This is a genomic window from Sphingomonas sp. ABOLH, assembly GCF_003951715.1.
GTDB classification, from domain to species: domain Bacteria; phylum Pseudomonadota; class Alphaproteobacteria; order Sphingomonadales; family Sphingomonadaceae; genus Sphingomonas; species Sphingomonas hankookensis_A.
On the sequence record NZ_QQWV01000022.1, the window covers coordinates 47095 to 69307 of the forward strand.

Annotated in this window: 16 protein-coding genes and 1 tRNA gene; 6 read left to right on the forward strand and 11 right to left on the reverse strand. The window is 66.8% G+C overall.

Annotated features, from left to right (window positions below):
- Positions 1 to 16: 16 nt before the first annotated feature.
- From glgB to CA237_RS11660, 3 genes are all read right to left on the reverse strand, one after another.
- The gene (glgB, locus tag CA237_RS11650; RefSeq protein WP_066687516.1) at positions 17 to 2167 is read right to left on the reverse strand and encodes a 1,4-alpha-glucan branching protein GlgB; all 2151 of its coding nucleotides are present in this window, start codon (positions 2165 to 2167) and stop codon (positions 17 to 19) included.
- Positions 2164 to 4593: a glycogen/starch/alpha-glucan phosphorylase gene (locus CA237_RS11655; protein ID WP_126014157.1), complete on the reverse strand. Its 2430-nt coding sequence runs from the start codon at positions 4591 to 4593 to the stop codon at positions 2164 to 2166. The genes glgB and CA237_RS11655 overlap by 4 nt, the downstream gene beginning before the upstream one ends.
- Before the next feature lie 105 nt (positions 4594 to 4698).
- The gene (locus CA237_RS11660) at positions 4699 to 5661 is read right to left on the reverse strand and encodes an alpha/beta hydrolase (RefSeq protein WP_066687518.1); all 963 of its coding nucleotides are present in this window, start codon (positions 5659 to 5661) and stop codon (positions 4699 to 4701) included.
- A 158-nt stretch (positions 5662 to 5819) separates the two neighbouring features.
- Between CA237_RS11660 and CA237_RS11665 the strand changes: the two genes are divergently transcribed.
- A complete protein-coding gene (locus CA237_RS11665; protein WP_126014159.1) occupies positions 5820 to 6674 on the forward strand; it encodes a fumarylacetoacetate hydrolase family protein in 855 nt (284 codons plus the stop codon).
- 15 nt (positions 6675 to 6689) lie between these two features.
- Here CA237_RS11665 and CA237_RS11670 read toward each other — a convergent pair whose 3' ends face one another.
- The gene (locus tag CA237_RS11670; RefSeq protein ID WP_066687521.1) at positions 6690 to 7145 is read right to left on the reverse strand and encodes a TrmH family RNA methyltransferase; all 456 of its coding nucleotides are present in this window, start codon (positions 7143 to 7145) and stop codon (positions 6690 to 6692) included.
- Between the two features lie 89 nt (positions 7146 to 7234).
- Positions 7235 to 7324, reverse strand: a tRNA-Ser gene (locus CA237_RS11675).
- Positions 7325 to 7456: 132 nt separating this feature from the next.
- Here CA237_RS11675 and hspQ point away from each other — a divergent pair.
- The gene (gene hspQ, locus CA237_RS11680) at positions 7457 to 7831 is read left to right on the forward strand and encodes a heat shock protein HspQ (protein WP_066687522.1); all 375 of its coding nucleotides are present in this window, start codon (positions 7457 to 7459) and stop codon (positions 7829 to 7831) included.
- A gap of 13 nt (positions 7832 to 7844) precedes the next feature.
- Here the strand turns inward: hspQ and CA237_RS11685 are convergent, their stop codons facing one another.
- Positions 7845 to 10295, reverse strand: a complete 2451-nt coding sequence (locus tag CA237_RS11685) for a sulfite reductase flavoprotein subunit alpha (RefSeq protein WP_126014160.1) — start codon at positions 10293 to 10295, stop codon at positions 7845 to 7847.
- 85 nt (positions 10296 to 10380) lie between these two features.
- On the opposite strand from CA237_RS11685, the gene CA237_RS11690 reads away from it, so the two are divergent.
- On the forward strand, positions 10381 to 12588 hold the full coding sequence (locus CA237_RS11690) for a TonB-dependent receptor (protein WP_066687528.1): 2208 nt from the start codon (positions 10381 to 10383) through the stop codon (positions 12586 to 12588).
- A gap of 42 nt (positions 12589 to 12630) precedes the next feature.
- Positions 12631 to 12831 carry a hypothetical protein gene (locus tag CA237_RS11695; protein ID WP_084401217.1) on the forward strand — a complete coding sequence of 67 codons (201 nt, stop codon included), beginning with the start codon at positions 12631 to 12633 and terminating at the stop codon, positions 12829 to 12831.
- 37 nt (positions 12832 to 12868) lie between these two features.
- On the opposite strand, the gene CA237_RS19685 is transcribed toward CA237_RS11695, so the two are convergent.
- From CA237_RS19685 to CA237_RS11715, 4 genes are all read right to left on the reverse strand, one after another.
- The gene (locus CA237_RS19685; protein ID WP_164523868.1) at positions 12869 to 13261 is read right to left on the reverse strand and encodes a hypothetical protein; all 393 of its coding nucleotides are present in this window, start codon (positions 13259 to 13261) and stop codon (positions 12869 to 12871) included.
- Between the two features lie 115 nt (positions 13262 to 13376).
- Positions 13377 to 14990 (reverse strand): NAD-dependent malic enzyme, encoded by a 1614-nt coding sequence (locus CA237_RS11705; RefSeq protein WP_241215479.1) that lies wholly within the window; start codon positions 14988 to 14990, stop codon positions 13377 to 13379.
- A gap of 76 nt (positions 14991 to 15066) precedes the next feature.
- Positions 15067 to 16575 carry an alginate export family protein gene (locus CA237_RS11710; RefSeq protein ID WP_066687536.1) on the reverse strand — a complete coding sequence of 503 codons (1509 nt, stop codon included), beginning with the start codon at positions 16573 to 16575 and terminating at the stop codon, positions 15067 to 15069.
- Positions 16576 to 16652: 77 nt separating this feature from the next.
- Entirely contained in the window at positions 16653 to 17993 is a 1341-nt protein-coding gene (locus CA237_RS11715; RefSeq protein ID WP_126014166.1) for a dicarboxylate/amino acid:cation symporter, read from the reverse strand.
- A 191-nt stretch (positions 17994 to 18184) separates the two neighbouring features.
- Between CA237_RS11715 and CA237_RS11720 the strand changes: the two genes are divergently transcribed.
- Both CA237_RS11720 and CA237_RS11725 read left to right on the forward strand, forming a co-directional pair.
- Complete coding sequence (locus CA237_RS11720; RefSeq protein WP_241215480.1) at positions 18185 to 19948, forward strand: ATP-binding protein; 1764 nt, start codon at positions 18185 to 18187, stop codon at positions 19946 to 19948.
- Positions 19945 to 21246 carry a sigma-54 dependent transcriptional regulator gene (locus CA237_RS11725; protein ID WP_126014168.1) on the forward strand — a complete coding sequence of 434 codons (1302 nt, stop codon included), beginning with the start codon at positions 19945 to 19947 and terminating at the stop codon, positions 21244 to 21246. The genes CA237_RS11720 and CA237_RS11725 overlap by 4 nt, the downstream gene beginning before the upstream one ends.
- A 7-nt stretch (positions 21247 to 21253) precedes the next feature.
- Here CA237_RS11725 and CA237_RS11730 read toward each other — a convergent pair whose 3' ends face one another.
- Positions 21254 to 21979, reverse strand: a complete 726-nt coding sequence (locus CA237_RS11730; RefSeq protein WP_164523869.1) for a Crp/Fnr family transcriptional regulator — start codon at positions 21977 to 21979, stop codon at positions 21254 to 21256.
- Positions 21980 to 22213 lie beyond the last annotated feature (234 nt).

A 22213-nucleotide genomic window follows, 5' to 3' on the forward strand; every position in this document is an offset into this window, starting at 1 on the left:
AGCACTCTCCCCCGTATTATGCTGTAAATTCGAACCACATCGTCGCCAGCGGCGGCAGCGTCAGCACGACCGCACCGTCGCTGGCGGTGACCTCGCCCAGATTGCCGATGCCGCTGCCGCCATAGACGGCGGCGTCGCTGTTCAGCACTTCGCGCCAGGCGCCGTCGGCCGACACCGGCACGCGGTATCCTTCGCGGACCACCGGGGTCAGGTTGCTGACGACCAGCACCGGCGGCTCGCCCGGCGCGCGACGTTCCCATGCGAAGACCGAATTGGCGGCATCGTCGACCACCGCCCAGTGGAACCCCTCGCCCTCGCAATCGCTCGCATGCAGCGCGGGCGTGTCGCGATAGAGCCGGTTCAGGTCGCGGACCAGCGCGGCGACCCCTTTATGCGCAGGCGCGTCCATCAGCTCCCAATCGAGCGCGCGCTCCTCCGACCATTCGCGGCGCTGGGCAAATTCCTGCCCCATGAACAGCAGCTTCTTGCCAGGATAGCCCCACATCAACGCATAATAGGCGCGCAGATTGGCGAATTTCTGCCAGTCGTCGCCGGACATCTTGGTCAGCAGCGAACCCTTGCCATGGACCACTTCATCGTGGCTCAAGGGCAGGACAAAATTCTCGCTGAAGGCATAGGTCAGCCCGAAGGTGATCTCGTCATGATGGTGCGAACGATGCACCGGCTCGCGCGCCATGTACGACAGCGTGTCGTGCATGAAGCCCATGTTCCATTTGAATCCGAAGCCGAGCCCTCCTTCATGCGCGGGTTTCGACACGCCGGGCCATGAGGTCGATTCCTCGGCTATGGTGAAGAAGCCGGGATGCTCGCGATAGACGGCGCGGTTGGCGGCGCGCAGGAACTCGACCGCTTCCCAATTCTCGCGCCCGCCCGCGTCGTTGGGAATCCATTCGCCGTCTTTTCGCGAATAGTCGCGGTACAGCATCGATGCGACCGCATCGACGCGCAGCCCGTCGACATGATAGCGCTCGGCCCAGAACAGCGCGTTGTTCACCAGGAACTGGAAGACTTCACGGCGGCCGAAATTATAGATGGCCGTGTTCCAGTCGGGGTGGAAGCCGAGGCGCGGGTCTTCATGTTCGTACAGCGCGGTGCCGTCGAAACGCGCCAGGCCGTGCGCGTCGGTCGGGAAATGCGCCGGTACCCAGTCGAGCAGCACGCCGACCCCCGCCTTGTGCGCGCCATCGACGAAGCGCGCGAACCCTGCCGGATCACCGAACCGCGCGGACGGGGCGTAGAGGCCGGTCGTCTGGTATCCCCAGGACGGGTCGTAGGGATGCTCGCTGATCGGCAGGAATTCGATATGGGTGAACCCTAAGTCGACGACATAGGGGATCAACCGGTCGGCCAGCTGGTCCCAAGGCAGGAACCAGCCATCGTCACCCCGCCGCCAGCTGCCGGCATGGACTTCGTAGATCGAAATCGGCACGCGGCGCGGATCGACCGACGCCCAATGGTCGCGATGCGCCTTATCACGCCAGTCATGATCAAGCGGGGCGGCGGTGCGCGAAGCAGTCGCGGGGCGCAGCTCGCTTTCGAAGGCGAACGGGTCGGCCTTCAGCGGCAGGCGTTCGCCGTCCGGGCCGATGATCGCGAACTTGTAAGCCTGTCCGGCATTGATATCGGGCAGAAAGATTTCCCACACGCCGACGTCGCTCCGCCGCCGCATCGGGTGGCGTTTCGCGTCCCACATGTTCCAGTCGCCGACGACGCTGACGACCTGCGCATTGGGCGCCCAGACCGCGAAGTGCATGCCGTCGGCCCCTTCGTGCCGGATCGGATGCGCGCCCAGTTTGTCGTGGAGGCGCAGATGCGTGCCCTCCGCCAGCAGGAAATCGTCGGTCGGGCCGAGGACGGGGCCGAAGCTGTACGGGTCCTTCACCCACCATTCGCCGCCGCCGCCGCGCGCATAATACCATAGCGGCTGGGGCGGGGCGTCCATCGTCCCTTCGACGATACCGTCGCCGACGGGTTTCAGCTCGCCCAGCACCTTGCCCGACAGGTCGTGCACCAGCACCTTCTGCGCGCCGGGCAGCCAGGCGCGCACGAACGTCCCCGCCGGCCCGGCATGGGGGCCGAGCAGCGAAAAGGGATCGGCGTGACGCCCGCCGAGCAGCGCGGCGATGGCGTCGTCGCCGGGGGTCACATCACCTTCCAGATGTCGCGCGCATATTCGCCGATGGTGCGGTCGGACGAGAACCATCCGACCCCGCCGACATTGCGGATCGCACTGGCGTTCCAGCCGGCACGATCGGTCCAGCGGGCATCGACCTGCCGCTGCGCCTGCGCATAGCTGTCGAAATCAGCGCAGCACAGGAACCAGTCGCTATTCTCCAGCCCGTCGATCAGCCCCGCATAGCGGCCGGGATCGTCATGGCTGAACACGCCGCCCTTGATCGCGGAGAGCGCCTGTTGCAGCTCGCGCGACGCGGCGATCGCCTCGCGCGGGTTATAGCCGGCGGCGCGCTTTTCGGCGACTTCTTCGGCGGTCAGGCCGAAGATCACGATGTCGTCGGCGCCGACATGATCGCGGATTTCGACATTGGCGCCGTCCAGGGTGCCGATGGTCAGCGCGCCGTTCAGCGCCAGCTTCATGTTGCCGGTGCCCGATGCCTCCATGCCGGCGGTGCTGATCTGTTCGGACAGGTCGGCGGCGGGCATGATGAGTTCGGCGAGCGAGACATTATAGTTCGGCACGAACGCGACGCGCAGCAGCCCGCGCACCGCCGGGTCGGCATTGATCCGCCGCGCGACGTCGTTGGCCAGTTTGATGATGAGCTTGGCGTTGTGATAGCTCGACGCCGCCTTGCCAGCGAACAACTTGACGCGCGGCGTCCAGTCCTTGTCCGGATTGCTGCGGATCTGGTCGTAGAGCGCCACCGTTTCGAGGATGTTGAGCAGCTGGCGCTTATATTCATGGATGCGCTTCACCTGCACGTCGAACATCGCATCGGGGTCCAGCCGGACGCCCATCACCTCGCGCAGATGCTGCGACAGGCGTACCTTGTTGGCGCGCTTTACCGCTTCGAACTTCTCGCGGAACGCCGCGTCGGCGGCAAAGGGTTTGAGGTCGGCGAGCTTCGTCGCATCGTCGAGGAAGGCATCGCCGATCGCCTCGCGGATCAGCGACGTCAGCCCCGGATTGCTTTCGAACAGCCAGCGGCGCGGGGTGATGCCGTTGGTCTTGTTGTTGATCCGGTCGGGATAGAGCCGGTGCAGGTCGGCGAACACCGTCTGCTTCATCAGGTCGGTGTGGAGTGCGGCGACACCGTTGACGCTGTGGCTGCCGGCGAAGGCGAGGTTCGCCATGCGCACCCGCCGCTCGCCGCCTTCGTCGATCAGGCTGATCGCGGCGATGGCACCGTCGTCCTGCCCCTGGGCCCGGGCCTCGCGCAGGATCTTTGCATTGATCGCGTAGACCAGCTGCATGTGGCGCGGCAGCAGCCGTTCGAACAGCGGCAACGGCCAGCTTTCCAGCGCTTCGGGGAGCAGCGTGTGGTTGGTATAGCCGAACGTTGCCCTGGTAATCTCCCACGCGCCGTCGAAATCGAGCGCATGGTCGTCGACCAGGATGCGCATCAGTTCGGCGACCGACACCGCCGGATGGGTGTCGTTCAGCTGGATCGCCGCCTTGTCGGGCAGGGTGCGGATATCGCCGAAATACTGGACGTGGCGGCGGACGATGTCTTGGATCGAGGCGGAGGAGAAGAAATATTCCTGCCGCAGCCGCAATTCCTGTCCCGCCGGGGTCGAATCGGCGGGATAGAGCACGCGCACCAGCGTGTCGGCGCGGACCGATGCGGCCAGCGCGCCTTCGTGGTCGCCGGCGTTGAACCGGTCGAGCCGGATCGGATCGCGGGCCCGCGCGGTCCACAGCCGCAGCGTGTTGACCCGCGCGCCCCGCCAGCCGATCACCGGCGTATCGACCGCCACTGCCTCTACGCTCTCGCCCGGCATCCAGTGGATGTCGCCATTCTCGTCACCGACGACCTCGCCGCCGAACCCGATGCGGTAATTGCTCTCGCGCCGTTCGAACTCCCACGGATTGCCATGGCGCAGCCACGTCTCCGGCAGTTCCACCTGCCAGCCATTGTCTATCCGCTGGCGGAACATCCCGTTCACATAGCGGATGCCGTACCCATAAGCGGGCAGGTCGAGGCTCGCGAGGCTTTCCATGAAGCATGCCGCCAGCCGGCCGAGACCGCCATTGCCGAGCGCCGCATCGGGTTCCTCCCCCTCCAGGTCGGCGAGGTTCACGCCCAGCGAGGCCAGCGCCTCGCGCACCTCGTCGGTCCGCGACAGGTTCGCCATCGCATCGCGCAGCAGTCGGCCGATCAGGAATTCGAGGCTGAGATAATAGACCCGCTTGGCACCCGCGGCATGGGCCTGCTTGCTCGACGCCATCCAGCGTTCGATGATGTCGTTGCGCACCGTCAGGATCGTCGCCGCCAGCCAGTCGTGCGGTAGTGCAGCCTGTGCGTCCTTGCCGATCCGGTGGATCAGCGTGTCGAGGATCGCCTCGGCGAGCGGGGGCGTGGTCGGGGCAACGGCGGCTAAAGCAGGCTGGGTCACGCAGGTTCCTCGACGAAGGGGCGCGCACGACAGTATCGAATGCCGGACGCTTGTCACGCGCAATACGTATGCGCGATCCGCGTCGTTCCGGTTACAGGCAAAAGCTTACAAACCGTGTCGTTTCGCCCATTCGAGGAACAGCGCGGTCCACGGCGCCGGCTGCCCGTCGCGCAGCACGCCGAAGCCATGCCCGCCCAGTTCGGGCAGATACGCTTCCGTCGCCACCCTTGCCCGGCGCAGCGCGCCCAGTAGCGCCAGCGCATTGTCGACCGCGACGATGCGGTCGTCGATCGCATGGGTGAGGAAGGTCGGCGGGCTGGCGGCGGTGATGCGTGCGTCGCTGCGATAGCGGGCGGCCTGTTCCGGGCTGGCGCTGCGTCCGACGAGTTCGTCCTGCGACGCGCGATGGGTGCCGGGCACGCCCATCAGGGCCACCGGATAGAGCAACGCGGCGATCCGCACGCCCAGAGGCTGGGCATCGATCGCGTCGGTCGGCCGATAGGTCGCGTCGCCGCGATAGGCGAGCATCGCCGCCAAATGCCCGCCCGCCGACGATCCCAGCACTCCGATGCGATCGCGGTCGACGCCGTTCGCCGCCGCCTCCGCCCGCACGATCCGCAGCGCCCGCTGCGCGTCCTGCAACGGTGCGTCCGGTCCCGCCGCCCAGCCATCGGCCGGCAGCCGGTATTTCAGCAGATACGCATGATAGCCACGCTCGGCGAAGAAGCGCAGCATGTTGCGGCCGTCATGACCGATCGCGACCCGGCGATAGCCGCCGCCCGGGATCAGCAGTATCGCCGCGCCGTTGGGGCGCGTCGGGACGGCGTGTAGTAGACCCGGCGTGCGTACATGGACGAAGGCGGTGTCGTCCACCGGCCCGGTCGCCGAGCGGGGGACTTCCTGCTCGACGGCATGGACCGCCGCGCTGCCCGGCGGTCCGCTGGGCCAGATCTGGCGGAAGCGGGCGGGCTGCGCCGCGCTGGCGGGAAGGGTCGCGGCAATGCCTGTCGCGATGCCACCGCCGATCACGGCGCGGCGGCCTAGCACGCTACCCGGTCCGGTCGTCATCGCGGTCGCTTGTCCCTCTTCATGTCGTGTCCAGCATGCCGGGCCGACACCGGAACGTCGAGCGGGCGCCGTCTCCGCTTGACGTATCCGGGGCACATCGCGAGGGGAAGGGACGAACCGGCGCCCGGGCGGTCGCCGCAATGCTTGGGAGACGTCGCATGAAATTCTGTCGCTATGGCAACCGGGGCGCGGAAAAGCCGGGCATCGTCGACGCCGATGGCCGCATCCGCGACCTGTCGGGCGTGATCGACGACATTACCTTCGATACGATCCGCGACCTGTCGGTCGACATCGCGGCGCTGCCGGTGGTCGAGGGCGAGCCGCGCTATGGCGTGCCGGTGAAGGGGATCGGAAAGATCGTGGCGATCGGCCTGAACTATGCGGATCATGCGGCCGAATCGAACCTGCCGGTGCCGACGGAACCGATGATGTTCATGAAGCCGCTGTCGGCGCTGACCGGTCCGAATGACGAGGTGATGCTGCCCAAGGGGTCGACCCATAGCGACTGGGAAGTCGAACTGGCCGTCGTGATCGGCAAGACCGCGCGCTATGTCGCCAAGGAAGAGGCGTTGACCCATGTCGCAGGCTTCACCATCGCGAACGACGTGTCGGAACGCTTCAACCAGAAGCAGCGCGGGTCGCAATGGTCGAAGGGCAAGGGGCATGACAGCTTCTGTCCGGTCGGCCCGTGGCTGGTGACCCCCGACGAGATCGCCGACCCGCAGAACCTCGACATGTTCCTCGACGTGAACGGCGCGCGGATGCAGACCGGCAATACCCGCACGATGATCTTCGATGTCGCGGAGCTGATCGCCTATGTCAGCGAATTTATCACGCTCTATCCCGGCGACCTGATGATCACCGGCACGCCGCCGGGCGTGGGCGAAGGGAAGAAGCCGCAGTCGATCTATCTGAAAGCCGGCGACAAAATGACGCTCGGCATCGCGGGGCTGGGCGAACAGACCCAGCAGGTCGTCGAATGGCGGCACCTCGGTGACGCCGTTCTCGGCTGACGCTCCGGGGCGCCCTTATCCTGCGGGCAGGGCGCCCGTCTGACGCAGGGCTTCGCCCAGCGCCAGTGCCGCGGCGGTGGCAAGGTTCATCGAGCGCACCTCTGCCCTGATCGGCAGGCGAAGGGCGACGTCGCAGCTGTCGGCTACGCCGTGCGGTACGCCCGCGCTCTCCTTGCCGAACAGCAGCACGTCGTCCGCCGCGAACCGGAAGTCGTAGGCGGACTGCGTCGCCTTGGTCGTGAACAGCACCAGCCGGCTGCCGGCGCGGGCGCCTTGGAAGGCTGCGAAGCCGGCATGGCGCGTTACCGACACATGGTCGATATAGTCCATCGCCGTGCGCCGCACCCGACGGTCGTCCCAGGCGAAGCCCAGCGGCTCGATCAGGTCGACCGCCACGCCCAGACAGGCCCCCAGCCGCATGACGGCCCCGACATTGCCCGCGATTTCGGGTTCATAAAGCGCGATACGCATCGGCGCTGCTTGGCGCGTGCCGACGCGTGGCGCAAGCGATAGTGGCCGCTCGAAGGCGGGCCATTCTATCGTTCAATTTGGTGGGTAAGTGGCGGAGAGGGAGGGATTCGAACCCTCGGTACCCGTAAAGGCACGCCGCATTTCGAGTGCGGTACAATCGACCACTCTGCCACCTCTCCGCAGAGGTTTTCCGCTCATATGCCGTGTTTGACGCGGCACGTTGGTCAGCGAGGGCGGTCCGTTAGCCCATGGAATCGGGATGTGCAAGCGCATCCTTGCTGCAATCGCGCATCGACCCTAGATTATTTCGCATGAAGGCTTCTTCCGCCCCGCTTCTCGACCTTGGCACGCCCGTCCCGCCGATCGCCCATGCCCGTTTTTCGATCGGGGAGGTCGTGCGCCACCGGCTGTTCGATTTTCGCGGGGTCGTGTTCGACATCGACCCGGTCTTCGCGAACAGCGAGGAATGGTATGAATCGATTCCCGTCGACGCACGCCCGCGCAAGGACCAGCCCTTCTACCACTTGCTCGCCGAAAATGCCGAGGCGAGCTATGTCGCTTATGTCAGCCAGCAGAACCTGATCGTCGACGACAGCGAGGAGCCGGTCGATCATCCCGCGATCCGGGGGCTGTTCGATGACTATGCCGACGGGCGCTACCGCCTGCGCCGCGAGCACAAGCACTGATCGGCGGGCCGGGTTAGTAGATGTCCCGGCGATAGCGGCCGTTGCCGAGCATGTCCTCCAGCAGCGATTCGCCGAGGATCGCCGACAAGGCGGCGTGGACGCCCGGCGCCATGCCCTGAACGCTGCCGCAGACATAGATCGCCGCACCGGCCTCGACCGCCGAACGGATATGCTCGCCATCCGCAGCGACCGCATCCTGCACATAGCGGTGGCCGCCCGGCTGGCGTGACCAGGCGACTTGCTGGCTTGCCATTGTGCCGTTGGCCATGAGCGCGCGGCGTTCGTCGGCGAGAAAATCGTCGTGCGCCTGATGCCGTTCGCCCCAATAGAGGTAAGCCGGCGCGCCGCCCCGAACGGCACGGTGCCGCAGATGCGCGAGCAAGCCGGCGAGGCCGGTGCCGTTGCCGATCAGGATCAGCGGCACGCTGGGGTCGGCGGGCGGGTGGAAGGCCGGGTTGGCGCGGACGCGTGCCTGCATGATGCCGCCGACCGGAGCGCCATGGCACAACCAGCCCGATCCCAGCCCATCGAACCCGTCGGCCGCCGTGCAGCGACGAACGATCAGTTCGATCCGGCCCGATGCGGCGATCGATGCGATCGAATATTCGCGATGCCCTATCGGCTTCAGCGTTGCCACATCGCCGGCGCCGGTCGGCAGGATGCTGGTCATCAGCATCGCCCGGTTTTCGGGCGTATCGGGAAGGCCGGACGCGCCAAGATAGGCCGCAACGCGGCGCACATCCTGTTGCGGCCGGATCTCGACGATATCGCCCGGTGTCCAGTCCGCGCCGGCGGTGACCGGCTCCAGCGCGACATGCCAAGCCTCGCCCCCGGCGCTGCCGGGGTTGAGCAGGCGGCGTTCGACCAGCCGCCATTCGTCCATCGCGGCGGGTGCCCAATCCGGCTGATCGGTACGCCCACCAAGCCCGGCGAGTTGATGCTGCCACTGACGCTGGGCATCGGCATCGGTGCCGTCCGCCTCCACCGCATCGAACAGCCGGGTGGCGCCGTGATCGTGCAGCCAGCGGTCGACGCGGTGACCGAAGGCGCAGAATTCGGCATATTCGCGGTCGCCCAGCGCCATTACCGCATAGTCGAGATGCGACAGGTCGGGCGCCTCGCGCTCCATCGTTCGGGCGAAGCCGCGGGCATTGTCGGGCGGCTCGCCCTCGCCATAGGTGCTGGCGACGACGAAGAGGCGGCTGGCACGCGACAGCTGGTCGGGGTCGAGCGAGGCGATCGGCAGCGCCGCGGCATCGGGCAGGGCGGCGGCGGTCAGCCGGGCGATGCGCTCGGCCGATCCGGTCTGGCTGGCATAGGCGACCAGCGTCGTCGCGTGGTCGAGCGGCGCGGCGGAGGTATCCGCCACGACCTCGGCCAAAGCCGCCTTGCGACGCCGCCTGGCAAAATAGAGAAGGAAGCCGGTGATCGTGAACAGCGGCATGGTCAGGCTGGCGAGCATCATCGCGATGCGGCCGATCAGCCCGAAATATGCGCCGCGATGCAGTTCGAAGATGCTGGTCACGATATCTTCGCCCACGGGCCGCGCAGCATAGCGCTTGTCGGCGATCATCTGGCCCGTCGTACCGTCGATCGACAGTTCGTCGCTGACCCGGTCGTGACGGCCGTTCGGCAGCTTCGCGCGGAACTGCACCTCCCCATGATCGCGTACGATCAGGGTCACCCGGTCATAGTCCCGGCCCCCCGTCGCATGGACGAAGCCCTGCCACGCGCGCGTCGGATCGACGGGAACGTCCTTCGGATGCTTGGGCTTTTCGACCGGCCCCTCCGCCACCAGCAGCGCACGCACGCCCTGTCGATACCAGTCGTAGGACCACCACAGCCCGGTAAAGCCGCTGATGCAGTAGAAGATCAGCACCCAGCCGCCGATCACCGCATGCAGCATCCGGTAGAGATTGCGCCCGGTCTTTCGGAAATCGAGCACTAACCAGTTGCGCCAGTCGAGCGGTCGCTTGGGCCAGCGCAGGTACAGGCCGGACAGCGCGAAATAGATCAGGGCGATGGCCGAGAAGCCGCTGATCTGGCGACCGATGCCGTTGCCGCCGCCGGGCAGCGCGAGCCAGCGATGCAGGTCTTCGAGGAAGTCGATCGTCGCGCCGCCGCGCGGTTCGCCCAACAGCGTGCCGTCATAGGGGTCGAGGCGTTCGAACTGGCGCTCCTTCGATCCCTTCAGCCGATAGGTGACGCTGGTCAGCTCGTCCGAACCGCTCGGGACGATCAGCCGCCCGATCTCCGCATCGGGGCGCTGGCGCATGACGCCGGTGATCAGTTCCGGTCCGGTCAGGCGGGCCGTCCCGGCCGCGACCGGGCGATCGCGGTTGAGCGCGGCCAATATCTCCGGTTCGAAGCTGAGCGCCGCGCCTGTCACGCCCATGACCGCAAGAACCAGCCCGGCGGTAATGCCCAGGAACCAGTGAATCTGAAACAGGACGTTCCGGGTCATGCCGCGCTCGAATGACTTGATATTGATAATTGATCGCGTTAGCGGGCCGCGCAACAAGCGTCAATATTACGCGGGGGAAACGAGAATGCGCGGGGGAACGGGCCGGCTGTTGCTGGCAGCGGTGGCGACGGTAGCGATACTGGCGATGCCGGTGGCGGCGCAGAGCGTCGATGGCGACGCGGACGCTGTAAAGACTGCCGAAAGTGACGAAGAGATCGTCATAACCGCCGCGCGCACGATTCTGCCGCCCAATGCCCTGCCGCTGACGATCGACCTGATCGACAAGCAGGCGATCGACCAGCAGATCGCGATTTCGGGCAGCATCACCGACGCCGTCGCGACTCTGACGCCCAGCTTCTCGCCGACGCGCGGCAAATTGTCGGGAGCGGGGGAGACGCTGCGCGGCCGCTCGCCGCTTTATGCGATCAACGGCATTCCGCAGACGACGCCATTGCGCGACGGCAGTCGCGACGGCTTCACCATCGACGGGTTCTTCATCGACCGGGTCGAGCTGATCTATGGATCGAACGCTCTGCAGGGCGTCGGCGGCACCGGCGGCATCGTCAACCAGGTCACGGTCGGTGCCCCGCGACAGGAGGGTGTGAGCGGCCGGACGCTGGTGCAGGGCACCGCATCGGACGGGTTCGAGCCCGACGGCTTCGGCGGCAAGATCGCGGGGCTGGTCCAGTCGAAGGTGGGGCGGTTCGATGCGACGATCGGCGCGAGCTATGAAAGGCGGGGAGCCTTCTACGACGCGCAGGACCGGCGGATCGGCATCAACCTGACCCAAGGCGAAACGCAGGATTCGCGCGCGACCGACTTCTTCGCGCGGCTGGGCATGGAGGTCGGCGCGACCGGTCGCCTCGACCTGATCGCCAACCGGTTCGAGTTGAAGGGCGACGGCGATTACCTCGCGATCGCCGGCAACCGTCGCACCGGGGTGCCGACCAGCGCAGTGCGCGGTACTCCGCCGGGCAGGCCGGCCGCCAATCGGGCGGAAGCACTGTCGCTGTCTTACACCGATAGCGATGTGTTGGGCGGGAACCTGGTCACGCAGCTGTTCTTCAACCGCACCCATGACACGTTCGGCGGCGAGGTGGCGATCCAGCCGACATTCCAGGATCCGGCCATCGCGCCGGTGGGGACGTTGTTCGACCAGTCGGAGAACCGTTCGCGCAAGCTCGGCGCCAAGGCCAGCTACGAACGCGCGGTTCCGGGGTTCGAGGCGCTGGTCGCGACGATCGGCTTCGACGCGCTGTTCGACAAGACCGAACAACGGCTGATCGCGACGAACCGCATCTGGGTGCCGCCCGCCGATTTCCGCAGCCTGGCGCCGTTCGTGCAGGGCAATCTGAAGCTGGCGGACGGGCTGGTCCGCGTTGCCGGCGGCGCGCGATGGGAGAATGTGCAGGTTCGCATCGACGATTTCCGCACGCTGGCGTCGACCACCTATGACGGCCGGAATGCGCGAACCTTTGGCGGCGTGGCGGTGACGGGGGGCAAACCTAGGTTCAGCGACGTGCTGTTCAACGGCGGGGTGATCGTCGAGCCGCTGACCGGCGTCCGCGCCTATGCCAGCTATGCCCAAGGGTTCACCATGGCCGATATCGGGCGCATCACCCGCGCGATATCGACGCCGGGCGTGCGGCTGGACGATTTCCTCGACATCCAGCCGGTCGTGTCGAACAACCGCGAGGTCGGCGTCGAGGTGAAGCGCGGGCCGCTGGACGCCGGGGCGACCTATTTCTGGTCGTCGAGCGACCGGGGGCAGCTGCTCGTCGCGCAGGGCAACGGCATTTTCGAGGTGCAGCGTCAGCGGGTCGAGATACAGGGGCTGGAAGTCAATCTGGCGGTGCAGACGCCGCTGCCAGGGCTGAAGCTGTCGACCGGCTATGCCCATATCCTCGGGCGCTATGACAGCGACCGCAGCCCGCCGGACGGCGTGGTCGATACCGACCTAGACGGGACCAATATTTCGCCCGATCGGCTGAACCTTGCCGCCGACCTCGCGTCCGGGCCGGTGACCGCGCGGGTGCAGACGCAGGTATATCTGTCGCGCAATTTCCGCGGCAAGGCGAACCCCAGCCCCGACAATAATTTCGGCGGCTATGACGTGACCGATGCATCGATCCGGTATCAGACGAAATTCGGTGGCCTGTCGCTCAGTGCCCAGAATATCTTCGACCGCTTCTATATCGACTATAACAGCGACACCCGCCTGCCGAGCGACAATTTCGCGTTCTTTGCGGGGCGCGGGCGCACCTTTACGCTCGGGTGGGATATGCGGTTCTGAGGGCTGGACAGCGGGGCGGGGCGGCGGCTAGTCGCCCGGCCCATGCCTGTCATTGCCACCATCATGAATTCGACCACTGGCCAGCCGATCCAGAAGATGACCTTCGGCCGCATGCCGAAGCCCTGGGCTTCGTTCAATCTGGAGACCGGCGAGCTGGTCACCGCTGACCGGGTCGATATCGGCAAGCCCGCGCCGGGCAAGGTGGTGGTGCCGGTATCGGTGTGGGTCACGCCCAAGAAATAACCCCTCCCGGCGGGTGTGCCGGAAGGGGTCGGATCGCTCAACCGCAGACGCGGCGGCCGTTGCGGATGACGTAGCGGCAGGGACCGCGATAATCGACGCCCTGCGCCGCGGCCTCGCGCGACCAGCCGGGGATCACCCGTTCGCCGCGATAGCCGTAGCGGTCGCCGCGCCGCGCGTCCCAGCGACGACGATCGTCCCAACGGCGGCGGTCGTTCCATGCGCGGCGATTGTCCCAGCCGCGCCGGTCGTTCCAGCCGCGACGATTGTCCCAATGGCGCCGGTCGTCCCAGCGGCGATTGTCGTGATGCGCACGCGGGCCGTGGTCGCGGTGCGCATGGCGGCCGGGCTGAGCGTCGGCCACGGCGGGAACGGCGGTCAGGCCGGCGATGGTCAGGCCGATACCGGCGAAAATGTTCATCAACTGCTTCATGATCGCTTCCTCTCTGCCCCTGTCTGGCGGGATTCGGCTGAACCCATGCTGGACAGGATTGACAGCAGTCAGAAAGACTTGGTTCGCATCGATGGTTCCCGATTCGGGGAAGGCGTCAATAGGCTGGTTGCCACATCCGCGCCGCAATCGTGTCGCGGTCGATCGCTGCGTCGGGTGCCGCGACCTTGTCGGCAACCGCCTGAGCGGCGACGACCACGGCGATGTCGAGCGCGACATCTCGCAGCCGCTCGATCGGTGGCAGCAGCGTGTCGTCGCCCCCCATCGCGCCCAGTGCACGCGCGGCGGCCATGAACATCCCGTCGGTGATCGTGTGCGCCTGCGCCGCCAACGCGCCCAGCCCGACGCCGGGGAAGATATAGACGTTGTTGACCTGGGTGACGCCGGCGATGCCGAACGGGCTGCCGGTCCCGATCACCGCGCGTCCGGCGCTCCAGCGGGTCAGATCGGTCGGATGCGCCTCCGCGCGCGACACCGGGTTGGACAGCGGAAAGATGACCGGCCGCTCGACCGCCTGCGCCATGGTGCGCACCACGGCTTCGCTGAACGCGCCATGCTGTCCCGACGCGCCGATCAGGACGGTCGGATGGATGTTGGCGACCGTGTCGAACAGGTCGATGTCCCCATGGGCGGTGCGGGTCCAGCCTTCCACCTCGGCCGGATCGCGCGCATAGCTGCGCTGCCCGGCCGACAGGTCGTCCATGTCGGACAGGATCAGCCCGTTGCGGTCGACCGCCCAGATGCGCCCGCGCGCCTGTTCCGCGTCGAGGCCATCGGCGTGCAACGCCTGCACCAGCATGTCGGCGATGCCGCATCCGGCGGCGCCGGCGCCGAACAACACGATCCGTTGTTCGCCAAGCGGTGCGCCGGTCCGGCCGATCGCCGACAGCAGCGTCCCGACCGCCGTGGCGGCGGTACCCTGAATGTCGTCGTTGAAGCTGAGCAGGCGGTTGCGATAGCGGTCCAGGAGTTTGTAGGCGTTGTGTCCGGCAAAATCTTCCCACTGGAGCAACACGCCGGGGAAGCGGTCGGCGACGGCGGTTACGAAGTCGTCGACGAACGCGTCATATTCGGCGCCGCGGATGCGCGGGTGGCGCCAGCCGACATAGAGCGGGTCTTCGCGGCGTTCGGCGTTGTCGGTGCCGACGTCGAGGAGGATCGGCAGAACCTCGGACGGATGAATGCCAGCGCAGGCGGTGTAGAGCGCGAGCTTGCCGATCGGGATGCCCATGCCGCCTGCGCCCTGATCGCCGAGGCCCAGGATGCGTTCGCCATCGCTGACGACGATCACCTTTACCCGGTCGAGCGCGGGATCGCCCAGGATTTCGGCGATGCGGTGGCGGTTGGGCCAGGAGAGGAACAGCCCGCGCGGCCGCCGCCAGATTTCGCTGAAGCGTTCGCAGCCTTCGCCGACCGTCGGCGTATAGACCAGCGGCAGCATGGCGGGCAGGTCGCGCTGCACCATCGCGTGGAACAGGATCTCGTTCGAATCCTGCAATTCGCGCAGGAAGCTGTAGCGATGAAAGTCGTCGGGCATGCCGGCCAGCGCCCGCTGCCGCCGTTCGATCTGGCTGTCGAGCGTGCCGACATGCGGCGGAAGCAGCCCGTGCAGTCCCCATTGGTCGCGTTCCGCTTCGGTAAAGGCGGTGCCCTTGTTGGTCAGCGGATCGGCGAGCAGCGCGCGGGCGGCGGCATGGGCGGCGGGGGACATCGGCGGACCCTTCGATATCGAAAATAAAAGTAGCGCCCCGGCGGGGTCCGCCGGAGCGCCAGGCTGCTCTAGGAACTCAAAAGCGGAAGCTGATCCAGCCGGCGAGGAAGTCGGAGCTTTTGTAGTTCGCATCGGTCAGCGCCGGACCGGCGATCAGATGTTCGTAGCGTGCGGTGATGCTGACCCGCGGGCTGATCGGATAAATCGCCTGGAAGCGGATCGTGTCCGCGATCTTGCGCGAATTGCCCAGCTGCGTGCCGGCAAAGGCCTGTCCGTTGGCACGATAGACCGCGTCGTTCAGGCTGTCGCGCCACGACAGCTGATATTCGGCGGCGATGCGCAGCTTCGAGGTCGGCTGGAACTGGACGCTCGGCGCGAACGCGATCAGGTTGGTCGGCGTCGCATAGAGCTGATAGCTGTAATAGATGTTGTTGCCGAACGGCGCGAGCGACGTCTTGAGCGTCCCGTTGCCATAGGCGCCGCCGCCGCTGGCATAGTCGAAGTGGAAGCCGACGCGCGGCGCGGTCTTCGACTTGCCGACCTTGTAGGTCTGCTGCAGCAGGACCAGCCATGCCGAGATCGGGCGGTTCTGGAACTCGCCGCCCTGATAGTTGACCGTCCAGTCGAGATTGACCGGGCCGGTATCGCCATAAAGGTGCAGGCCGTAGAATTTGCGGACTTCCTCCGCCGTGCGGCCGCCCCAGACGGCGTTGCTGTTGCGCAGCCGCCAGACGAAGGGATCGAAGAACAGGTTCGATCCGCCGAGGAACGTCTTAGGAATGACGAAGCCTGCCGTCGCACCGGAGAAACGACGGTTGCGGTCGATGATGTCGTCGCCGGTTCCGCCGACGCCGAGGCGGGTCGTGTAGTAGTCGAACACGTCGCCGCGGATCGTATCGCCCTTCGCCCACGCCCGCACGCCGTTATACACGAAGAAGATCGTGTTGTTGTCGCGCGGCACGACCATCAGGTTCGGACCGTCGGCAAAGGTCTGTCGACCATAGCGCACGCCCAGATCGACCCCGCCGACCGTCCCGGTCACGTCGACGAAGCTCTGCTGCACGACCAGATCGTTGTGCAGCTGCCCGGCCTTCACCCCCAGATTGCGTCCCGACATGCCGGCATGCGCCAGTTCGCCGTACAGCCGGACATGTTCGCCCAGATGCAGGTCGGCACCGCCGACGACGCGGAAAATGTCCTGCCGCTGCGCCTCGCGGTCGCGCAGGTTGGGATTGGTCGTCAGGTTGACGCGGGCGCGGAACTCGCCCGACAGCGTCAGATAGACATCGTCGCCGGCGATCGGAATGTATTTGAGCTGGTCGAGAATGTCGTCGCGCTTCTTGGGATCGCGAAACCTGGTCCAGTCCTCGGCCCAGCGCGACTGGTTGTAGCCGCCGGCGGTGACGCCGTCGCCGATACCGGCGGTCGGATATTCCTGGGCGACCGGGCGGGCATTGCCCCGATCGGCGACCTGGCTGGCGATCGTGCTGGTCGTGGTCGGGATCGCGGGTTCGGTCGCGAATGCGGGAGCGATGGTCGATGCGACGATCGGGGCAGCGGCACACAGCCGCAACAGGGTCTTCATCTTGGCATACCTTTGTTCGCCCGGGGGCGAGAACGTCGGTGCCGGTCCGGGGATCGCCCGGACCGGCACATAGGGAGTTACTCGGCGGGAACTGCGCCTTCGGGCATCTGATCGACCCGCACGCTGCGACCGGCCAGAGCCTCGTCGAACTGGTGCTTGTCGAGCTTGCCTTCCCATTTTGCGACGACAACGGTTGCTACTGCGTTACCGATGAAGTTCGTCAGGCTGCGGCACTCGCTCATGAAGCGATCGACGCCGAGGATCAGTGCCATGCCGGCAACCGGAACCGTCGGCACGATCGACAGCGTGGCGGCGAGCGTGATGAAGCCCGCGCCGGTGACGCCCGCCGCACCCTTCGACGACAGCATCGCGACGGCGAGCAGCAGGATCTGCTGGCTGAGGGTCAGTTCCACGTTGCACGCCTGGGCGATGAACAATGCGGCCATGGTCATGTAGATGTTGGTGCCGTCGAGATTGAACGAATAGCCGGTCGGAACGACGAGGCCGACGATCGACTTCGGGATGCCGGCACGCTCCATCTTCTCGATCAGCGAGGGCAGCGCGCTTTCCGACGACGAGGTTCCGAGCACCAGCAGCAGTTCGGCCTTCAGGTACGAAATCAGCTTGAAGATCGAGAAGCCGCAGAAATGCGCGACCGCACCCAGCACCACCGTCACGAACAGGAAGGCGGTGAGGTAGAAGGTGCCGACCAGCGCGGCGAGGCTGAACAGCGTGCCGATGCCGTATTTGCCGATGGTGAACGCCATCGCGCCGAACGCGCCGATCGGGGCCGCCTTCATGACGATCGCGACGACCTTGAAGAAGGCGATCGAGATGTCGTTCAGCGCGTCGAGCACGCGTTCGCCCTTGTCGCCGATCATGGCGAGGCCGATGCCGAACAGGATCGCGACGAACAGCGTCTGGAGGATGTTGCCTTCGGTCAGCGCCGAGATGAAGGTGTCGGGAATGACGCCCATCAGGAAGCCGGTGATCGTCGAATCATGCGCCTTTTCGGCATATTCGGTGATCTTCGACGTATCGAGCGTCGACGGGTCGATGTTGAGGCCCGCACCCGGTTGCACGACGTTGCCGACGGTCATGCCGATGATGAGCGCGAGCGTCGAGAAGGTCAGGAAGTAGGCGAACGCCTTGCCCGCGACGCGACCGACGCTGGCGAGGTCGCGCATCCCGGCGATGCCGGTGACGATGGTCAGGAAGATCACCGGGGCGATGATCATCTTCACCAGCTTGATGAAGGCATCACCGATCGGCTTCAGCGCTTCGCCGGTCGACGGATAGAAGTGGCCGAGCAGGACGCCGGCGACGATGGCGATCAGCACCTGGACGTACAGATGCTTGTACCATGGTTTCGCGGCGGGCGGCACGGGCGGGTGGGCGGTGTCGGTGGCAAGTATCATGCGGCGACCTTTCATCCTCTGGCTGCGCCGGTCCGACTCTTCATGGCGGTTGGCGCTTCTGGGACGATTTAACCGCACGCAATCCAGCTTGTCGTGATTGCAATCGTGTTTGCTAAGTCGTTGACAAACGGTGATTGTGTATTCCGCCATGGTAGATTTTGCGTAGATTTTTGCCAAGACTAAAGTCTAATGTGCAGAATATTGCACATGGGCGGTGCCGCTCGTACAAGGCGGCGATGCGCAGCCTTGGCCGTACCTGGTGGATTGGATGGATATTGGGCGGCCTGCTGCTCAGCGCCGCGATGGCGGCTGCGGTCGGCCGCTTCGTCGAGCAGCGGGCCCAGGCCGAATCGCTTGCCAAGATCGAGAGCGACGCGCGGCTGCGCCAGGTCCTGCTGACCAGCGAGATCGCCCGGTTCCGTCTGTTGCCGCTGGCGCTGTCCGACGACCGCGACGTGGTGGCGGCGGTGCGCGGGGGCGATGCCGCGCGGCGCGCACTCGACCGGAAACTGGCGGCGCTGGCGCAGTCGACCTCGGCCAGCGTGATCTATGTCATCGGGCGCGACGGGCTGGCGATCGCGGCGAGCAATTGGGACGATCCGCAGAGCTTCGTCGGCAACGACTATAATTTCCGTCGCTATTATCGCGACGCAGTGCGGACCGGGGCGGGGACGCAGTTCGCGCTGGGCACGGTCAGCCGTCGTCCCGGCCTCTATCTCAGCCGCCGGACCGCCGATGGCGGCGTCGTCGTGGTGAAGCTGGAATTCGACCGGATCGAGAGCGAATGGCGCGCGGCGGGCGGCATCACCTTCGTCACCGATGCCGCCGGGGTGGTGCTGATTTCCAGCGATCCGCGCTGGCGTTTCGCGACGACGCGGCCGATCGAGCCGGCGGTCGCCGCCGCAGTGCGCGCCGATAGCGGGGCGGCGGCGCTGAAACGCCCGCCGTTCGCGATCCTCGACGATGCGCTGCGGCTGAACGGGCAGCGCGGGACGCTGCAGCATGCGGTGACGCCAGCGGGGGACGAGGGGTGGCAGGTGCATCTGGCGATGCCGCTGCCCCCGACGATCGGCAGCGCGGTGCGGACCAGCGCGCTGGCGGCGGCGGCGGTGACGCTGGCGCTGATCGGGGCGCTGTGGGGATTGCGCGAACGGTCGCGGCGCCGCGCGATGCGCACGATCGAGCTGGAGGCGGCGGTCGCCGACCGGACCAGCGCGTTGCGCACCGAAATCGAGGAGCGCGCCGCCGCGGAGGCGCGCGCGGCCGAGCTGCGCGAAGGATTGCGCCAGGCGAACCGGCTCGCCGCGCTGGGGCAGATTACTGCCAGCGTGGCGCATGAAACGGCGCAGCCGGTGGCGGCGATCCGCAACTATGTCGCTGCCGCGCGCCAGTTGCTGATGCGCGGCGACATGCGCGCGGTGGACGATAATCTGGGCGCGATCGCGCGGCTGACCGACCGTATCGGGCTGGTCACCGCCGAATTGCGCGGCTTCGCGCGCAAGGGCAGCGGCACGATCGGCCCGATCCGGCTGGCGGATGTGATCGACGGCGCGCGGCTGATCCTGAAGGAACGCCTGTCCGAGGTGACGTTCGTCGTGCCGCCGATTTCGGACGAACTGATGGTCGTCGCCGGGCGGGTGCGGCTGGAGCAGGTGCTGGTCAACCTGTTGCAGAATGCGATCGAGGCGCTGGCGGCGACACCCGACCCGTGCATCGCGATCGAGCTGGAGGTCGATGCGCAGATGGTCTCGCTGATCGTCGCCGACAACGGGCCGGGCATCGATCCGGATGTCGCCGAGCGGATCTTCACCCCCTTCGTTACCAGCCGGGAAACCGGCCTGGGGCTGGGGTTGGTCATCGCTCAGGATATCATGACCGATCTCGGCGGCACGCTGCGGCTGTTGCCGTCGGAGCGCGGTGCACGGTTCGCGCTGACCCTGCGGCGCGTGCCGTGAGTGGGGCAGGTGGGCGCGTCGCGCTGGTCGAGGATGACGACGACCTGCGCGCATCGACCGCGCAGTTGCTGACGCTGGCCGGGTTCGACGTGGTGGCTTTTCCGGCGGCGCCGCCCGCGCTGCTGGCGATCGATGCCGATTTCGAGGGGATCGTCGTCACCGACGTGCGGATGCCGCACATGTCGGGGATCGAGTTGTTCCGCACCCTGCGCGAACGCGATCCGACGCTGCCGGTCGTTCTGGTGACCGGTCATGCCGATGTCGAAACCGCGGTCGATGCGATCAAGAACGGCGCATGGGATTTCCTGTCCAAGCCGTTCGATCCCGACGCGCTGATCGCGGCCGCCACCCGCGCGATGGCGGCGCGGGCACTCGCGCTCGACAATCGCCGTCTGCGGGCAGAAGCGGCGGGCGGCGAGGACATGGTGCTTGTCGGCCGGTCGCCTGCCGTCGCCCGGCTGCGCGAGATGATCCCGGTGCTGGCCGATCCCGATATCGACCTGCTGATCGAGGGGGAGACGGGGACGGGCAAGGAACTGCTTGCCCGCGCCATCCACCGGGCGGGGCGGCGGGCGCGGCATCGCTTCGTCGCCATCGCCTGCGCCGCGCTGCCCGGGCCGGCGATCGAGGACGAATTGTTCGCCAGCGTGGGCGATCGCGGCATCGTCGGCGCGCAGCGCGGTACGCTGTTCCTCGACGATATCGACCAGGCGTCGCGCGGATTGCAGGGGCGGCTGACGCAGGTGATCGAGGAGCGGGCGATCCGGGGTCCGCGCGATGCGGTGCCGGTGGACATCCGGGTCATCGCGACGGCGGCGGAAGAGGCGCAGCGCGGGCCGGATGCGATCGCACCGGCGCTGCTCTATCGCTTGGCCGCGGTACGGCTGCGGATGCCGCCGCTGCGCGAACGGCGCGACGACGTGCCGCTGCTGTTCGCGCATCTGGTCGATCAGTCGGCCAAGCGGCTGCGGCGCGAGGTGCCGCCGCTGACCCATGGCGCGCGCGACCTGCTGGCGCGCCACGACTGGCCGGGGAATGTGCGCGAACTGGCGCACTTCGCCGACCGGTTCGTGCTGAGGCTGGAGGGCGATGGGGGCGAAGGGGGCGGGAGCGACGCCACGCGTCCGCTGCCCGAACGGATCGCCGCGTTCGAGCGCGAGGCGATCCTGTCCGCGATCGCCGCGACCGGCGGCGAGATCGGCGCGGCGATCGAGCGGCTGGGGATCCCGCGCAAGACCTTCTATTACAAGGTGCAGCGGCTGGGCATCGACCTGAAGTCGGTGCGCGGCCAGTCCTGAACGCCGGTCAGTCCAGCCCGTCGTCCGTGACATAGGCGAGGCCGGCGCGGGCCTCCAGCGCGGCACGGTCGCGCATCACGATCCGCCCGCGCGAACAGCGGACCATGTGCTCACCCTCTAGGATATGCAGGCAATCGGTGACCGTCGCGCGGCGCAGGTTCAGCGTGGCGGCGATCGACGCATGGGTGACCGACATGGTGTCGCCATCGATCCGGTCATCGATCATCAGCAACAGGCGGGCGATGCGCCGTTCGGGCACGTCGCGCAGCGCCGATGCGAGCGTCCGCGCGATCTGCATCGAAAAGCGCTGGCCGAAGCTCAGGATCGCCTTCAACAGCGCGCTGTCCTCGTTCGCGGCATCGACGACGGCGGTCGCCGGGATGACGATCGCGCTGCCGGCCTGGATATGCGCACGGGCGGTGAACGGGGTCGGCTGGTCGCTGAACAGCCGCGACCAGCCGACCACGCCGTCGCGCCCGATCATGCCGACGTCCTGCGACGACCCGCCGGTCGACAGCGACAGCATCGCCGGCGCCCCTTCGGGAAAGACCAGCCGGTCGATCGGCTCGCCGCTGCGCGTAAGAATATCGCCAGGTTGTAAAATGACGCGACTGGCCACCGACGCCAATTTACGCCGGGTGTCGGGACGCATGGCGCCCAACAGCCTGTTGTCGGTCGTAGGCAGGGTAGTAGATGTCTCGCCCACGCGATCGATATTCACTGCGAAAGCCATTTCGCGTCTTTTGCCTGCAAGATTTGAGGCAATCCAGTCACCCCGGGCATCTTGTACGGAACCGTACATCCACCTTTGGCACGCATCGTTTGTCATTTACGGTTCGTTAGGGTCAGGACCCATTGATGTGAGCGTCGCGATCTGATTCAGGCTCCGCGAGGAGACCGGAATGAGTGACCTGTTTTGGCTGACGGATGAGCAGATTGAGCGGCTGCGGCCGTTCTTTCCCAAGAG

Excerpts from the sequence above, each read along its gene's own strand:
- CA237_RS11730 (WP_164523869.1), bottom strand. The coding sequence starts at position 21,979 with ATGGCTTTCGCAGTGAATATCGATCGCGTGGGCGAGACATCTACTACC.
- CA237_RS11670 (WP_066687521.1), bottom strand. The coding sequence starts at position 7,145 with ATGCGTATCGCGCTTTATGAACCCGAAATCGCGGGCAATGTCGGGGCC.
- CA237_RS11665 (WP_126014159.1), top strand. The coding sequence starts at position 5,820 with ATGAAATTCTGTCGCTATGGCAACCGGGGCGCGGAAAAGCCGGGCATC.
- CA237_RS11685 (WP_126014160.1), bottom strand. The coding sequence starts at position 10,295 with ATGACCCGGAACGTCCTGTTTCAGATTCACTGGTTCCTGGGCATTACC.
- CA237_RS11690 (WP_066687528.1), top strand. The coding sequence starts at position 10,381 with ATGCGCGGGGGAACGGGCCGGCTGTTGCTGGCAGCGGTGGCGACGGTA.
- CA237_RS11695 (WP_084401217.1), top strand. The coding sequence starts at position 12,631 with ATGCCTGTCATTGCCACCATCATGAATTCGACCACTGGCCAGCCGATC.
- CA237_RS11660 (WP_066687518.1), bottom strand. The coding sequence starts at position 5,661 with ATGACGACCGGACCGGGTAGCGTGCTAGGCCGCCGCGCCGTGATCGGC.
- CA237_RS11705 (WP_241215479.1), bottom strand. The coding sequence starts at position 14,990 with ATGTCCCCCGCCGCCCATGCCGCCGCCCGCGCGCTGCTCGCCGATCCG.
- CA237_RS11715 (WP_126014166.1), bottom strand. The coding sequence starts at position 17,993 with ATGATACTTGCCACCGACACCGCCCACCCGCCCGTGCCGCCCGCCGCG.
- hspQ (WP_066687522.1), top strand. The coding sequence starts at position 7,457 with ATGAAGGCTTCTTCCGCCCCGCTTCTCGACCTTGGCACGCCCGTCCCG.
- CA237_RS19685 (WP_164523868.1), bottom strand. The coding sequence starts at position 13,261 with ATGAAGCAGTTGATGAACATTTTCGCCGGTATCGGCCTGACCATCGCC.
- CA237_RS11710 (WP_066687536.1), bottom strand. The coding sequence starts at position 16,575 with ATGAAGACCCTGTTGCGGCTGTGTGCCGCTGCCCCGATCGTCGCATCG.